Below are 14,984 nucleotides of genomic sequence, written 5' to 3'. Positions count from 1 at the left end.
CCGCACCGCCCTGGCGCTCAGGGCAGGGTGTCGAGCCAGGCGGCGGCGGCCCCGCGGATCTCCGCGGGGACCTCGTGGCCGCCGGTGAACTCCTGGTAGGCCACGTCGTAACCCAGTTCGTGCAAGCGGGGTACCAGCCGGCGGCTGCACACGTCCACCGGCAGCACCCGGTCGTCCACCCCGTGCGAGACGAAGACCCGCGGCTGGCCGTGGGTGACCAGCGGCGCGGCGAAGCCGGGGGAGAAGGCCACCACCCCGGCCACCAGGTCACCGTTGGTCAGCCCAAGCGAGAGGGCGTACGACGCGCCGTCGGAGAAACCGCCGAGCACCACGTCCCGGACGGGGTAGCCGGCGTAGACCGACGTCAGCAGGGAGTCGATGCGCCGCACGTCCGTCCCGAACCCCTCCACGATCATGTCCCAGCTGCTCGCGGCGGCCTGCGGTGCGACCAGCAGCAGGTGGTGCGCGTCGGCGAGCGGGAGCAGCAGGTCCAGCCCCTGCCGCGCCGACCCGCCGGCCCCGTGCAGCAACACCACCACCCGGTACGGCTGGTCGCCGGCCGGCGCCGGGGCGTACAGCAGGGCGAACGGCTCACCCTCGGGACCGGTCATCGGCACCAGGCCGGCGGTGGCCGGGCCGACCGGTGGCGCGGGTCGGGCGGTGAGTCGGCCGTGCCGGGACTGCTCCTCCGGCTCCCGGTGCGGCGGCGCGGGTTCGGACACGGGTCACCGCTCCTCGCTGTCGGCGGGGTGTGCGCGGCGGTTACCCGGCCGACCGCGGCTTAACCGCCGTCACCCCGGCCTGCGGACAACCGGTCAACCACCGTCACCCCGGCCCGCCGACAGCCGGTCAACCACCGTCACGCGGGCCCGCCGCTCGCGCCGGTGCGAGCGCCGGCGGCTCGGCGGTGGCCCGAGTGGCCGGCCCGATCAGGCGCTGTCGCGGGGTATCAGGGCGGAAGGGAAGAGAGTGACCGGCGGGGCCGGCCGCGGCTCGAGCACCGCCTCCGTGGCGGCGGCGGCGATCACCCCGACCGGGTGGCTCGCGGTGGTCAGCGCGGGGGTGCTCAGCTCGGCGAGCGGGATGTCGTCGAAGCCGGCCACCGCGATGTCGCCGGGCACCTGACGCCCGCGCTGCCGCAGGCCGGCGATCACCCCGAGCGCCGTCGTGTCGCTGGCCGCGTAGATCGCGTCGGTGTCCGGCCAGCGCTCCAGGATCTCGCGGGCGGCCTCCCGGCCGCGGGCCGCGGTGAAGTCGCCGGGCACCAGGCGCACCGGCAGCCCGGCCTCGCGGGCCAGCCCGCGGTAGGCGCGCACCGAGCGCCCGGCGCACATCAGCCACCGGGGGCCGGTGACCATGGCGATCCGCCGCCGGCCGGTGGCGTAGAGGTGGCGCAGCACCTGCGTCGCGCCGGCGCCGTTGTCGATGTCGTAGGCGGGCACCGTGGGCGAGCCGATGCCGATGGACACGACCCGCCCGCGTAGCGACCGGGGCACCGCGTCGAGCACCGGCTTGGTGGTGTTGACCAGCACCATGCCGCGGATCCCCCGGTCGGCGGCCAGCCGGCGCAGCGTCTGCGGGGCGTGCCGGGGCAGCCAGTGCAGCGTCACCCCGAGCCCGTGCGGGGTGCAGACCCGGGCGGCGGCGGCCACCACCCGGTCCAGGTAGGGATCGTCGAGGACGGCGGCGGTGGTGCCGACGACGGCCACGGCCAGCCGGACCCCGGAGCCACGCACCAGTGCCCGGGCGGCCGGGTCGGGCACGTAGCCGAGCTGGTCGGCCGCGGCGGCGACCCGGTCGCGCGCGGCCGGCGAGGCGGAGCCGGTGCGGGCGATCACCCGGGACGCCGTCGAGCGCGAGACGCCGGCGGCCCGGGCGACGTCCTCCAGGGTGGCCGGTCGCGTTGCCGGTGCGGTCATGACGTCCTCCCCAACTCCCACCACGGGTGCTGGTGGGCATCATCTCCCGTCGGTGTGACGAAAGGTAAGGGGCGGAGCCGGGTTGCCGTGAGAGCGCTCTCAGGTGTGCGATCGTGCGGAGAGTCGTAACGAGGAGAGGAACCACCCGCGTGAGCGCCGCCACCACATCGTCCGTCGACCCGGCGAGCCCGCCGGCCGTACCCCGGGCGGTGCGCACCGCCCGGACGGCCGTCGCTGTCGTGTTCGCCCTCAACGGGCTGGCCGTGGCCACCTGGTTCTCCCGGGTGCCGGCGGCCCGCGAGGCGCTGGGGCTCAGCGCCGGGCAGCTCGGCCTGCTGCTGCTGGCCCTGTCGGCCGGCGCGCTGCTCGCGATGCCCACGGCCGGGCTGCTCAGCCAGTGGCTCGGCGCGGCCCGCACGGTCATGCTCGCCACCGGCCTGGTCGCGCTCGGACTGGTCATCGCCGGGCTGGCCGCCGGGCTCGCCGGCTCGACCGTCGGCGTCGCGGTGGGCCTCTTCGCCTTCGGCTATGGCTCCGGCAGCTGCGACGTCGCGATGAACGTCGAGGGCGCGACCGTCGAGCGACGCCTGGGTCGTACGATCATGCCCCGCTTCCACGCCGCCTGGAGCCTCGGCTCGGTGGCCGGGGCAGGCCTCGGCGCCGGGGCGGCCCGGCTCGGCGTGCCGGTCGACGCCCACCTGGCCGCCATCGCGGCGCTGGTGCTGCTCGGCACGCTGGCCGGCGCCCGGCATTTCCTGCCGCCGGCCGCGACCGGGCCGGCGGCGACGCCGGCCGGCGGACGGCGGGACCTGCTCGCCGCCTGGCGGGAGCCGCGCACCCTGCTGGTCGGCCTGCTGGTCCTGGTGATGGCGTTCACCGAGGGCAGCGCGAACGACTGGCTGGCGGTCGCCTTCATCGACGGTCGCGACCTCAGCGAGGCGGCCGGCGCGGCCGTGTTCGGCGTCTTCGTGCTGGGCATGACCATCGGCCGCACCGCCGGCACCGTCGCGCTCGACCGGTGGGGACGGGTGCCCGTGCTGATCGGCACGATCCTGCTGGCCACCCTCGGCGCGCTGCTGGCCATCCTGGCCGGCTCGGGGCCGGTGGCCGTCGCCGGGGTCGCCCTCTGGGGGCTCGGCGCGTCGCTCGGCTTCCCGGTCGGGATGAGCGCGGCGGCCGACGAGGAGGAGAAGGCGGCGGCCCGGGTCAGCGTGGTGGCGGTGATCGGTTACACCGCGTTCCTCGGCGGCCCGCCGCTGCTCGGGATGCTGGGCGACCGGGTGGGCACCCTGCACGCACTGCTCGTGGTGCCGCTGCTGCTGGTGCCGACCCTGGCGCTGGTGCCCGCGCTGCGCCCGGTGCGTCCAGTGAAACAAAGCTAACCCGGATCGGCGTCCGGCGGTATCGGGTGCGCGGCCGACTGCGCCGCGCACCGCCGCTGGCTAGGGTCGCCGGATGCCAATCGACGAGATCACCGCGGCCTCCGCGGGCGCCTGGACGCTGGGCGACCGCACCGTCAACCGGATGGGCTTCGGCTCGATGCGGATCACCGCCGACCCGGACCGCGAACGCGCCGTGTCGGTGCTACGACGGGCGGTCGAGCTGGGCGTGAACCACATCGACACCGCCGCGTTCTACGTCTCGCCCGGCGGCACGCTGCGGGTCGGCAGCGGGCCGGCCCGGTACGCCACCGAGCTGATCCGCGCCGCGCTCGCTCCGTACCCCGAGGAGTTGGTGATCGCCACGAAGGTCGGACCCGGGTACGACCCGGCGACCGGCTTCCAGGAGGCGCGCACCCCCGCCCAGCTGCGCGCCCAGGTCGAGGAGAACCTGCGCCGGCTCGGCCGGGACCATCTCGACCTGGTGAATCTGCGGATGTACCGCGGCCCCGCCGCGGCGCCGCTGGCCGAGCGGTTCGGGGTCCTGGCCGAGCTGCGCGACGCCGGGCTGATCCGGCACCTGGGGCTGTCCAACGTCCGCCCCGAACACCTCGAGGAGGTACGCGACATCGCCCCGGTGGTCTGCGTGCAGAACGCGTACGGGGTGGACTCCTACCGGGAGGACGACGCATTCGTGCGGCTCTGCGGCGAGCGCGGGATCGCGTACGTGCCGTTCTTCGCGCTGGCCGGTACGCACCGGGAGGCGGGCGCGACGGCCGAGTCGAACGAGGCGGTGCTCGCCGTGGCCCGCGCCCACGGCGTCACCGCGCACCAGGTGCGGCTGGCCTGGACCCTGCACCAGGGGCCGCACGTGCTGGCCATTCCCGGCACCGGAGACCCGGCCCACCTGACGTCCAACATCGCCGCTGCCGCGCTCCGGCTCACCAGCGACGACCTGGCCCGCCTCGGCTGACCGGTCCGCCGCACGCATGCCCCGGCCGGCCCTGGCTCGCCCGGTCGGGGCGGTGCGGGCGCTGTCCACGCCCGCCGGCGGGCAGCTAGTCGCGCAGCCAGATCCGCAGCGGCCCGGTGCGGGTGAAGCCGATCCGCAGGGCCGGGTCGAGGTCGGGCCCGGACTCGTAGCCGACCAGCGGGACCCCGGGACGGGCCGCGCAGACGCCGGTCCAGATCTCGGCCAGGTCGACGCCGGTGGCGAAGACGTTGGAGACGCCGGTCTCGGCGCCGCTGCGGTTGAGCACCGCGCCGCCGGCCACCGAGCCGTCGGCCGCGTACCGGGCGAGGACGGTCACCCGTGGGTCGGCCAGCAGCTGCGGCCGGAACAGCTCGCCCCCGCCGTGCGCGGCGGCCCAGGTGGTCAGCGCCGGCGCCGAGGTGACCGGGGTCAGCGGCGCGACGGCAGGAGCGGCGCCCGGCGGCCGGTGGATCCATTCGGCGGCGAAGAGCACCCGGAAGCCGTACGGCCCGAGGTCGAGGTCGGCGAAGCTGTCCTTCACGGACGCGCCGGGGCCGGCGTCGATGCGGTCCAGCAGGGCGTCGGCGGCCACGCCGGGGCGCAGGGTCACCGCGTCCGGGTAAAAGGGTGGGGAGCGTCGCGGCACCGACCAGGCGTCCGGGTCGACGCGGCCCGGCAGGCCGTGGCTGGCGCAGACGATGTCGCACCACTCGGCGTTGTTTCGCGCCCCCATCCGCGCCCCCGACACGGCCTGACCCTAGCCCGGCCGGCCGGGGTCGTCCTCCGCGACCCGTCCGGGTGGTCCCGGCTCGCTCGGCCGGTGCGGCGCGCGGGCGGTCAGCGCGCTCCCATGCCGCTCGCAGGGGATTTCCAGCAAACGGTGCTGCACTGGGGGAAGGCCGAGGAGAGGAGTCGGGCATGGGCTGGTTCAACCGGCGGTCCCGCGGCACCGAAGGGACCCCGACGAAGCTGGACCGGGAGGCGACCCGGGACGATCTCGCCGCGCTGGAGGAGTTCGTCGCCAGCCGGCAGGGAGTGGAGTTCTACCTGGAGCCGGAGACCACCGCCACCGACACCACCGTGGTGGCGATCGCCCACGACGGTGAGTGGATCCGCCGCCGCACCGGCTCGCCGCGGGCGGCGGCTGCCATCGCCCGCCGGCGCGCGGTCCCGCTCTACGAGGCTGCCCGCACCGGCTACCCGGAGCGGATGCGCGTCTGGAACCGGGCGCATCCGGAGCGGCGAGCCCGCTGACCGCGCCCCCGGCCGTGGATCAGCCGGCGGCGACGGCCGCCCGGGTCTGCTCCAGGGTCATCGGTTCGCCGTGGCTGGAGACGTACCAGTGGTAGTCGTCGTCGAGCAGCCGGCTCACCAGCGCGAGGTCGAGACCGTCGTCTGGCTGGCGCAGGTGTGCCGGTGGTGGGTAGTAGGAGTCGCCGAGCAGCATGACGCCGGAGTCGGGCACCAGCACCACGGTCGAGTCCGGCGCGTGCCCACCGCCGACGTGCTGTAGCCGTACCCCGACCGGTAGGTCGCAGGTGTCGGCGAAGGTGCGGGTCGGCGGCAGCACCGTGAAGTCTTCCCACGAGTCGACGGCGAACGCGCGGGCCCGGAAGCTCGGCGCGAGTCGCGGATTGTCCCGGACCTGCTCGCGCAGGTAGCGGTGGCTCCACGGTCGGGCAGCCTCCGCGCGGAGCAGCTCGGCGCCGGCGACGTGGCCGACGATCTCCACCTCCGGCCAGGCGCAGGCGCCCCAGACGTGGTCCCAGTGATGGTGGGTGTAGACCAGCCAGCGCGGCGGCGGCAACTCGGCCGCCGTCAGCGCGGCGCGGATCTCACGGGCATGTGCCGGGCTCTGGCCCGCGTCGATCATCACACTGCCGCGTTCGTCGGCCACCACGGCGACGCCGGCCTGGACGGCGTGCGGGTCCGGATCGCCCGGGCAGATCCAGACCCGGCCGGCGAGATGGTGGAACTGCATGGCGATGATGACGATCATTCCCCGTTCTACCCTGGGCGGTCGCCCGGCGGCCGGCCCGATGGTAGCCGGACGGGCGGGGACCCGCGCTCCGGCCAGCCATTCCGTCCGGCCGCCCCGCCTGCCTGCCGCCTTTGCTCTGCTTCAGCGCAGGCAACGAAAAGGCGCCGCCACTGTCGCCTCCGCTGAAGCAGAGCAAAGGGCGCGCGGCATTGATCCCGGGCATCGTCCGAACTGGTCCGCACCCTCAGTCGATCGCCATCCATCGATGGCCGGCGTGGTCGCGGACGGCGTTGACCGGCGGTGGACGGGTGTGGCAGCATTCGCGGCCTGACGGCAGTGAAGGAAGCCGGTGCGATTCCGGCGCGGTCCCGCCACTGTCACCGGGGAGCGATCCCCCCTCGTGAGTCACGGCCGTGCGTGCACGGTTGGAAGGCCGGGGGTGAGCGTCGATCTGGGAGCCAGGATACTTCGGCCGTCGGGATGTGCCCCAGGGCGTGGACACCCGAGGAGGACCCGATGACGCACCGCGTCTGCATCGCCGATGAGATCCGCCGCGACCGGCCCGGACGCGCCAACGCGCCCACGATGAGCCGCGCCGGCGCACCCACGATCAGCCGCGTTGGCACGCTGCCGCCCGGCCGGGCCACCGAGCCCGCGGCCGGCCGCACCGCCCGCTGAGTTCCGCGCCGCGCCGCCCGGCGACACCGGCCCGTCGCCGGTGAACCGGGCGCCCGCTCGCCGCATCCGCTGAACCCGCGCCCACCCGCCCCGCCCGACCGCCGCCGCGACCGGACGGGCGTTACTCTCCGGAGCTTTCCGTGCGCACCCTGCTGCTCTCCACCGCCGACACCGACCTGCTGGCGGCCCGCGCCAGCGGCGCCGACTACCGGTTGGCCAACCCCGCCCGGCTCGACGCCGACGCCGTGCCGGCGCTGCTCGACGGCGTCGACCTCGCCGTCGTACGGCTGCTCGGCGGCCGCCCGGCGTGGCCGGGCGGGCTCGCCGCGGTGCTCGACTCCGGCGTGCCGACGGTCGTGCTCGGCGGCGAGGCGGTGCCCGACGCGGAGCTGATGGCGGCCTCCACCGTGCCGTCCGGGGTGGTCACCCAGGCGCTGGCGTACCTCGTCGAGGGCGGCCCGGAGAATCTGGCCCAGCTCGCCCACTTCCTCTCCGACACGGTGCTGCTCACCGGCGAGGGCTTCGCGCCGCCCGCGCCCACCCCGGCCTACGGCGTGCACGGCGACCGGTCCGCCGCCGGCGGAACCGGCGATCGGCCGACGATCGGCATCGTCTTCTACCGGGCGCACGCGCTGGCCGGGAACACCGCCTTCGTCGACACCCTCGCCGACGCGGTCGTGGCGGCCGGCGGTGAACCCCTGCCCGTCTACTGTGGTTCGCTGCGCGGGCTGACCGCCGACGCCGGTCCGATCGGGCTGCTCGCCCGCTGCGAGGCGCTGCTGGTCACCGTCCTCGCCGCCGGCGGCACGGTCGCCGCGGACGCCTCCGGCGGCGGCGACCCCGACGCCTGGGACGTCGGCGCGCTCGCCGCCCTCGACGTGCCGGTGATCCAGGCGCTCTGCCTGACCAGTACCCGCGAGCAGTGGGCCGGTTCGGACGCCGGACTGTCCCCGCTGGACGCGGCCATGCAGGTGGCCGTCCCCGAGTTCGACGGTCGGATCATCACCGTGCCGTTCTCGTTCAAGCAGATCGACGCCGACGGCCTCTCGGTCTACGCCGCCGACCCGGAGCGCGCCGCCCGGGTCGCCGGCATCGCGGTCCGGCAGGCCCGGCTGCGCCGGCTGCCGAACGCCGAGAAACGGCTCGCGGTCGTGCTCAGCTCCTATCCGACCAAGCACTCCCGGGTCGGCAACGCGGTCGGCCTGGACACCCCGGCCTCCGCGGTGCGGCTGCTCGCCGCGCTCGCCGAAACCGGCTACCACCTGGGCGACGGGCCGGCCCCCGACGACGGGGACGCGCTGATCCACGCCCTGATCGCCGCCGGCGGCCACGACGTCGAATGGCTCACCCCGGAGCAGCTCGCCGCCGCGGAGGCGCGGGTCCCCGGCGCGGTGTACCGGCGCTGGTTCGAACAGCTACCGACCGCGCTGCGGGAGCGGATGCGGGCGCACTGGGGCGAGCCGCCCGGCGAGCTGTACACCGACGGCGGCGACCTGGTGCTCGCCGGGCTGCGCTTCGGCAACGTGGTGCTGCTCATCCAGCCGCCCCGGGGCTTCGGTGAGAATCCGATCGCCATCTACCACGATCCGGACCTGCCGCCCAGCCACCACTACCTGGCCGCGTACCGCTGGCTCGCCGCACCCCCGGCCGACGGCGGCTTCGGCGCCGACGCGGTGGTGCACCTCGGCAAGCACGGCACCCTGGAATGGCTGCCCGGCAAGGGCCTCGGGCTGGCCGCCGACTGCGCCCCGGACGCCGTCCTCGACGACCTCCCCCTGGTCTACCCGTTCATCGTCAACGACCCCGGCGAGGGCACCCAGGCCAAGCGGCGGGCCCACGCCGTGGTGGTCGACCACCTGGTGCCGCCGATGGCCCGCGCCGAGACGTACGGCGAACTGGCGAAACTGGAACAGCTGCTCGACGAGTACGCCACCGTCCAGGCGCTCGACCCCGCCAAGGTGCCGACCGTGCGGGCGCAGATCTGGGACCTGGTGCGCGCCGCAGAGCTGCACCACGACCTGCACGCCGAGCAGATGCCCGCCGCCGAGGAGTTCGACGACTTCGTGCTGCACCTCGACGGCTACCTCTGCGAGGTCAAGGACGTGCAGATCCGCGACGGCCTGCACATCCTCGCCGCCGCGCCCACCGGTGAGCCCCGGATCAACCTGGTCCTCGCCGTGCTGCGCGCGCCGCAGGTCTGGGGCGGCAGCCGGGTCCTGCCCGGCCTGCGCCAGGCCCTGGCCGCCAGCTACGACCTCGACGAGACGGCGCTGCTCGCCGCGCCCGGCGAGCGGCTGAGGGTGCCCGCCGCGTTGACCGACACCGTGGACGGCCCGGCCGCGACCGCCGCCGACGCGGTCGACCTGATCGAGGCCCTGGCACGCCGGCTGGTCGTCGGCATGGAGACCCTCGACTGGGACCCCGCGCAGGTCGACCCGGTGATCACCGAGGTGACCGGCCGGGCGATCCCGGACGCCGCCGCGGTGCTCCGGTTCGCCGCGACCGAGCTGGTGCCCCGGCTGGCGCGGACCACCGACGAACTGACAAACACCCTGGCCGCGCTGGACGGCCGGTTCGTCCCGCCCGGACCCTCCGGCTCGCCCACCCGGGGGCTGGTCAACGTCCTGCCGACCGGCCGCAACTTCTACTCCGTCGACCCGAAGGCGATCCCCAGCCGCAACGCCTGGGACGTCGGGGTGGCCCTCGCCGACTCGCTGCTGGCCCGGCACCTGGCCGACACCGGGGCGTACCCCCGGTCGGTCGGGCTGACCGTCTGGGGCACCAGCGCGATGCGGACCCAGGGCGACGACATCGCCGAGGTGCTGGCCCTGCTCGGCTGCCGCCCCACCTGGGACGACCGCTCCCGCCGGGTCACCGGCGTCGAGGTGGTGCCGCTGCCCGAGCTGGGCCGCCCGCGCATCGACGTCACCGTCAGGATCTCCGGCTTCTTCCGGGACGCCTTCCCGCACGTGGTGGCGCTGCTCGACGACGCCGTCCGGCAGGTCGCCGCCCTGGACGAGCCGGCCGAGCAGAACTTCGTCCGCGCCCACGTGGCCGCCGACGTGGCCGAGCACGGCGACGAGCGGCGGGCCACCGCCCGGATCTTCGGCTCCAAGCCCGGGGCGTACGGGGCGGGGCTGCTGCCGCTGATCGACGCCCGCAACTGGCGCAGCGACGCCGACCTGGCCGAGGTGTACGCCGTCTGGGGCGGCTACGCCTACGGCCGGGGGTTGGACGGGCGGGAGGCGCGGGCCGACATGGAACGCTCCTTCGCCCGGATCGCGGTGGCGGTGAAGAACCAGGACACCCGGGAGCACGACATCGTCGACTCCGACGACTACTTCCAGTACCACGGCGGCATGGTGGCGATGGTCCGGCACCTCACCGGCGCCGCGCCGGCCGCGTACGTGGGTGACTCGGCGATGCCGCACGACGTGCGGACCCGGACGCTGGGCGAGGAGACCCGTCGGGTGTTCCGCGCCCGGGTGGTCAATCCCAAGTGGATCGCCGCGATGCGCCGGCACGGCTACAAGGGCGCCTTCGAGCTGGCAGCCACGGTGGACTACCTGTTCGGCTACGACGCCACCGCCGGCGTGGTGGACGACTGGATGTACGAGCACCTGGCCGCCGCGTACGTCTTCGACCCGGCCACCCGGGAGTTCCTCGAGGAGTCCAACCCGTGGGCGCTGCGGGGCATCACCGAGCGGCTGCTCGAGGCCGCCGACCGCCGGCTCTGGGCGGAGCCCGACCCGGCCACCCTGGAGCGGCTGCGCGAGACGTACCTGGCCACCGAGGGCGACCTGGAGGACCGGGCATGACCAGCTACCCGTTCAGCGCGGTGCTCGGCATGGACGACATGCGCCTCGCCCTGCTGCTCAACGCGGTCAGCCCGGCCATCGGCGGGGTGCTGGTCCGGGGCGAGAAGGGCACCGCGAAGTCCACCGCGGTGCGGGCCCTGGCGGCCCTGTTGCCCCCGGTCGAGCAGGTTGCCGGCTGCCGGTTCGCCTGCGACCCGGCCGCGCCCGACCCGGGCTGCCCGGACGGCCCGCACCCGGCCGGGCCCGCCGCCGAGCGCCGCCCCGCCCGACTGGTCGAGCTGCCGGTCGGCGCCGCCGAGGACCGGGTGGTCGGCTCGCTGGACCTGGAGAAGGCCCTCGGCGCGGGGGTACGCGCCTTCGAGCCGGGCCTGCTCGCCGCCGCGCACCGCGGGGTGCTCTACGTCGACGAGGTCAACCTGCTCCACGACCACCTGGTCGACCTGCTGCTCGACGCGGCCGCGATGGGGCGCAGCCACGTCGAGCGAGAGGGCGTCTCGGTCAGCCACGCGTCCCGCTTCCTGCTGGTCGGCACCATGAACCCGGAGGAGGGGGAGCTGCGCCCGCAGCTGCTCGACCGGTTCGGGCTCACCGTCGAGGTGGGTGCCAGCCGGGACCCGGCGGTCCGGGTCGAGGTGGTCCGCCGCCGGCTCGCCGCCGACGCCGACCCGGCCGGCTTCGCCGCCCGCTGGGCCGACGCCGACGCCGAGGTCGCCCGGCGGGTCGCGGCGGCCCGCGACCGGCTCGACCGGGTGCTGCTGCCGGACGCCGCGCTGCGCCAGATCGCGGAGGTCTGCGCGGCGTTCGACGTGGACGGGATGCGCGCCGACATCGTCACCGCCCGCACGGCGCTCGCGCACGCCGCCTGGCACGGCCGGGACCGGGTCACCGTCGACGACGTCCGGGTGGCCGCCCGGCTGGCGCTGCCGCACCGCCGCCGGCGGGACCCGTTCGACACGCCTGGACTGGACGAGAAGCGACTCGACGAGGCCCTGGACCGGGCCCGCGACGACGACCCGGACGACGACCCGCCGGGTGGCGGCGGCTCCGGCGGTCCCGACAACCCGTCCGGCGGCCCGGGCGGCGGCCCGGACGGCGGCGGCCCCGGAGCCGGCGACCCGGACGGTCGTGGTGGCGGCGGCGACGACCCGAGCGAGGCCGGCGCGGACGGCGCCGACGGGCAGCAACGCGACGGCGGCGCCGACCCGGGCCGCCCCGACGGCTCGGCCGCCGACGGCCAACGCGACGACGGGCAGCACCCGGGCGTCAACGGCACCGGTTCCGACGGCGCCGGCTCCGACGAGACCAGCCCGGCGGCCGGCGAACCGGGCCGCCCCGGCTCCGGTGACGGCCAGCCGGTGGCCGTACCCCAGGGCGGACTGAAGGCCCGGCTGCTCACCGCCCCCGGGGTCGGCGACGGGGTGCCGGGCCGGCGGTCCCGCGCCCGCACCGGACGGGGCCGGACCACCGGAGCGCGGATCCCGGCCGGCGGCAGGGCCGGCGCGCTGCACCTGCCCGCCACCGTCCGCGCCGCCGCCCCGCACCAGGCGGCCCGCGGCCGCAACGCCGGCGGCCCGCTGCGGCTGCACCCGGCCGACCTGCGGGAGGCGGTCCGCGAGGGGCGCGAGGGCAACCTGGTGCTCTTCCTGGTCGACGCCAGCGGGTCGATGGGCGCCCGGCACCGGATGACCGCCGTCAAGGGCGCGGTGCTCGCCCTGCTCACCGACGCCTACCAGCGGCGGGACAAGGTCGCCGTGGTCTCCTTCCGGGGCGCCGGCGCGCAGACCCTGCTGCCGGCCACCTCGTCGGTGCTCGCCGCCTCGGCCCGCCTCGCCGAGCTGCCCACCGGCGGGCGTACCCCGCTCGCCGAGGGCCTGCTCGCCGCCACCGAGCTGCTGCGGGTGGAGCGGCTGCGCGACCCGCGCCGACGGCCGCTGGTGCTGGTGCTCACCGACGGCCGGGCCACCGCCGGCGACCGGCCGCTGCCCCGGGCCGCCCGGGCCGCGGCCGTGCTCGCCGCCACCGGCGCCCCGTGCGTCGTCGTCGACTGCGAGACCGGCCCGGTCCGCCTCGGCCTGGCCGGCCGGCTCGCCGCCCAACTCGGCGCCGAGCACCACCCGCTCGACCAGATCACCACCGCGCCGCTCACCGACCTCGCCACCCGCCGCGCCACCGTCACCGACCACGACCGCCGAAGGAGCGCCGCCTGATGCCGCAGGGGAAGCCGTCCCACGTACCCGCCGACGGGCTGACCACCCGGCAGCGGCGCAAACGACCCCTGCTGGTCGTCCACACCGGACAGATGAAGGGAAAGTCGACGGCGGCGTTCGGTCTGGCGCTGCGCGCCTGGACCGCCGGGCTGCCGGTCGGGGTGTTCCAGTTCGTCAAGAGCGCCAAGTGGCGGGTGGGGGAGGAGAACGCCTTCCGCGCGTTGGGTGAGGTGCACGAGCGCACCGGCCAGGGCGCCCCGGTGGCCTGGCACAAGATGGGTGAGGGCTGGTCCTGGATCCAGCGCGGCGACGAGGCCGACCACGCCGCCGACGCCCTGGAGGGGTGGCGGCAGATCCAGCGCGACCTGGCCGCGCAGCGCTACGGGCTCTACGTGCTCGACGAGTTCACCTACCCGATGAAGTGGGGCTGGGTGGACGTCGACGAGGTGGTCGCGACCCTCGCCGCCCGGCCCGGCTTCCAGCACGTGGTGATCACCGGACGCGACGCCGACCCCCGGTTGGTCGAGGCGGCCGACCTGGTCGCCGAGCTGACCAAGGTCAAGCACCCGATGGACGTCGGCCAGAAGGGCCAGAAGGGCATCGAGTGGTGACCCCGCAGGAGCTGCCGCGGGTGGTGGTCGCCGCCCCGGCCAGCGGGCACGGCAAGACCACGGTGGCCACCGGGCTGCTCGGCGCGCTGCGCCGCCGTGGCCTGACGGTGAGCCCGCACAAGGTCGGGCCGGACTACATCGATCCCGGCTACCACGCGCTCGCCGCCGGCCGGCCCGGCCGCAACCTCGATCCCTGGCTGGTCGGCGCGGAGCGCATCGCGCCGCTGCTGCGCCACGGCGCGAGCACGCCGACGCCGGCCGACATCGCGGTGATCGAGGGCGTGATGGGGCTGCACGACGGCGCGGTCGGCCGGCGCGGGTACGCGTCCACCGCGCACGTCGCCCGGCTGGTCGAGGCCCCGGTGCTGCTGGTGCTGGACACGACCGCCCAGGGCCGCTCGGCGGCGGCGCTGACGCTCGGTATGGCCGCCTTCGACCGCCGGGTACGCATCGGCGGGGTGATCCTCAACCGGGTCGGCTCGCCCCGGCACGAGAAGCTGCTGCGCGACGCCCTCGCCGAGGTCGACGTGCCGGTGCTCGGAGCGGTCGCCCGCGCCGGCGAGGTCGCCGCGCCGTCGCGACACCTCGGGCTGGTGCCGGTCGCCGAGCGGACGCCCGAGTCGGTCGCGGTGGTGACCGCGCTGGCCGACCTCGTCGAGTCCACCGTGGACCTCGACGCGGTGCTCGACCTGGCCCGTACCGCGCCGCCGCTGACCGCGCCGGCCTGGGATGCGCTCGCCGAGGTCGGCGGCCCGGTCGGCGCCGGCCGTCCGGTGGTCGCGGTCGCCGGTGGCGCCGCCTTCACCTTCTCCTACGCCGAGACCGCCGAGCTGCTCGCCGCGGCCGGCGCCACCGTCGCCACCGTGGACCCGCTGCGCGATTCCGTGCTGCCTGCCGGCACCCGCGCGGTGGTCATCGGTGGCGGCTTTCCCGAGGCGTACGCGGACCAGTTGGCCGCCAACACCGCGCTCCGCGCCGAACTGGCCGAGTTCGCCGGCCCGGTGGTCGCCGAGTGCGCCGGGCTGCTCTACCTCGGCCGCGCCCTGGACGGCGTGCCGATGTGCGGCCGGCTCGACCTCACCGCCCGGATGACCGGCACGCTCACCCTCGGCTACCGCGAGGCGGTGGCCGCCGCCGACTCCCCGGTCACCCGCTGCGGCGAGCCGGTACGCGGTCACGAGTTCCACCGCACGGTCACCGACCCGGCGCACGGCGAACGGCCGGCGTGGCGCTGGGACGGCGCCGCGCACGGCTTCGTCACCGGCCAGGTGCACGCCTCGTACCTGCACACCCACTGGGCGGGCCAGCCGGCGGCCGCCCGTCGGCTGGTCGAGGCGGCGACCCGGTGAGCGCGCCGGAACAGGCCGGGCCGGGCGTGGCCGACACCGATGCCGAGCGCGACGCCGGGCGGGTCCGGC

At 76.2% G+C, this 14,984-nt stretch carries 12 protein-coding genes and 1 riboswitch; of the genes, 8 read left to right on the top strand and 4 right to left on the bottom strand.

The annotated features are described in order from the left end of the window. Positions 1-17: 17 nt before the first annotated feature. Together ACIP9D_RS01790 and ACIP9D_RS01785 are read right to left on the bottom strand one after the other, a co-directional pair. Positions 18-722 (bottom strand): phospholipase, encoded by a 705-nt coding sequence (locus tag ACIP9D_RS01790; RefSeq protein ID WP_350876399.1) that lies wholly within the window; start codon positions 720-722, stop codon positions 18-20. 207 nt (positions 723-929) lie between these two features. Beyond that, positions 930-1,919, bottom strand: coding sequence for a LacI family DNA-binding transcriptional regulator (locus ACIP9D_RS01785; RefSeq protein ID WP_350876397.1), 990 nt, complete (start codon positions 1,917-1,919; stop codon positions 930-932). Positions 1,920-2,068: 149 nt separating this feature from the next. Between ACIP9D_RS01785 and ACIP9D_RS01780 the strand changes: the two genes are divergently transcribed. Both ACIP9D_RS01780 and ACIP9D_RS01775 read left to right on the top strand, forming a co-directional pair. Then, positions 2,069-3,301 carry an MFS transporter gene (locus tag ACIP9D_RS01780; RefSeq protein ID WP_350876394.1) on the top strand — a complete coding sequence of 411 codons (1,233 nt, stop codon included), beginning with the start codon at positions 2,069-2,071 and terminating at the stop codon, positions 3,299-3,301. A 73-nt stretch (positions 3,302-3,374) separates the two neighbouring features. Then, on the top strand, positions 3,375-4,271 hold the full coding sequence (locus tag ACIP9D_RS01775; RefSeq protein ID WP_350876392.1) for an aldo/keto reductase: 897 nt from the start codon (positions 3,375-3,377) through the stop codon (positions 4,269-4,271). 85 nt (positions 4,272-4,356) lie between these two features. Here the strand turns inward: ACIP9D_RS01775 and ACIP9D_RS01770 are convergent, their stop codons facing one another. Further along, positions 4,357-5,019, bottom strand: a complete 663-nt coding sequence (locus ACIP9D_RS01770; protein ID WP_350876390.1) for a hypothetical protein — start codon at positions 5,017-5,019, stop codon at positions 4,357-4,359. Positions 5,020-5,189: 170 nt separating this feature from the next. Here ACIP9D_RS01770 and ACIP9D_RS01765 point away from each other — a divergent pair, with 170 nt between their 5' ends. Continuing rightward, positions 5,190-5,525, top strand: a complete 336-nt coding sequence (locus ACIP9D_RS01765; protein WP_350876388.1) for a hypothetical protein — start codon at positions 5,190-5,192, stop codon at positions 5,523-5,525. A gap of 19 nt (positions 5,526-5,544) precedes the next feature. Here ACIP9D_RS01765 and ACIP9D_RS01760 read toward each other — a convergent pair whose 3' ends face one another. Beyond that, positions 5,545-6,270, bottom strand: coding sequence for an MBL fold metallo-hydrolase (locus tag ACIP9D_RS01760; RefSeq protein WP_350876386.1), 726 nt, complete (start codon positions 6,268-6,270; stop codon positions 5,545-5,547). Between the two features lie 321 nt (positions 6,271-6,591). Next, positions 6,592-6,721, top strand: a riboswitch (cobalamin riboswitch). Positions 6,722-6,768: 47 nt separating this feature from the next. On the opposite strand from ACIP9D_RS01760, the gene ACIP9D_RS01755 reads away from it, so the two are divergent. The 5 genes from ACIP9D_RS01755 to ACIP9D_RS01735 all read left to right on the top strand — a co-directional run bounded on the left by ACIP9D_RS01755 (position 6,769) and on the right by ACIP9D_RS01735 (position 14,915). Beyond that, positions 6,769-6,930, top strand: coding sequence for a hypothetical protein (locus ACIP9D_RS01755; RefSeq protein WP_350876384.1), 162 nt, complete (start codon positions 6,769-6,771; stop codon positions 6,928-6,930). A 140-nt stretch (positions 6,931-7,070) separates the two neighbouring features. Continuing rightward, complete coding sequence (cobN, locus tag ACIP9D_RS01750; protein ID WP_350876382.1) at positions 7,071-10,748, top strand: cobaltochelatase subunit CobN; 3,678 nt, start codon at positions 7,071-7,073, stop codon at positions 10,746-10,748. Next, positions 10,745-12,955, top strand: coding sequence for a putative cobaltochelatase (locus tag ACIP9D_RS01745; protein WP_350876379.1), 2,211 nt, complete (start codon positions 10,745-10,747; stop codon positions 12,953-12,955). Before cobN ends, ACIP9D_RS01745 begins: the two co-directional genes overlap by 4 nt. Then, positions 12,955-13,566, top strand: a complete 612-nt coding sequence (gene cobO, locus ACIP9D_RS01740) for a cob(I)yrinic acid a,c-diamide adenosyltransferase (protein WP_350876377.1) — start codon at positions 12,955-12,957, stop codon at positions 13,564-13,566. The genes ACIP9D_RS01745 and cobO overlap by 1 nt, the downstream gene beginning before the upstream one ends. Next, positions 13,560-14,915 carry a cobyrinate a,c-diamide synthase gene (locus tag ACIP9D_RS01735; RefSeq protein WP_350876375.1) on the top strand — a complete coding sequence of 452 codons (1,356 nt, stop codon included), beginning with the start codon at positions 13,560-13,562 and terminating at the stop codon, positions 14,913-14,915. Before cobO ends, ACIP9D_RS01735 begins: the two co-directional genes overlap by 7 nt. The last annotated feature ends 69 nt before the right edge of the window (positions 14,916-14,984 follow it).

The organism is Micromonospora sp. NPDC093243, assembly GCF_044753725.1.
In the GTDB taxonomy this organism is placed as follows: domain Bacteria; phylum Actinomycetota; class Actinomycetes; order Mycobacteriales; family Micromonosporaceae; genus Micromonospora.
This window is presented reverse-complemented; position numbering and strand designations above follow the sequence as displayed.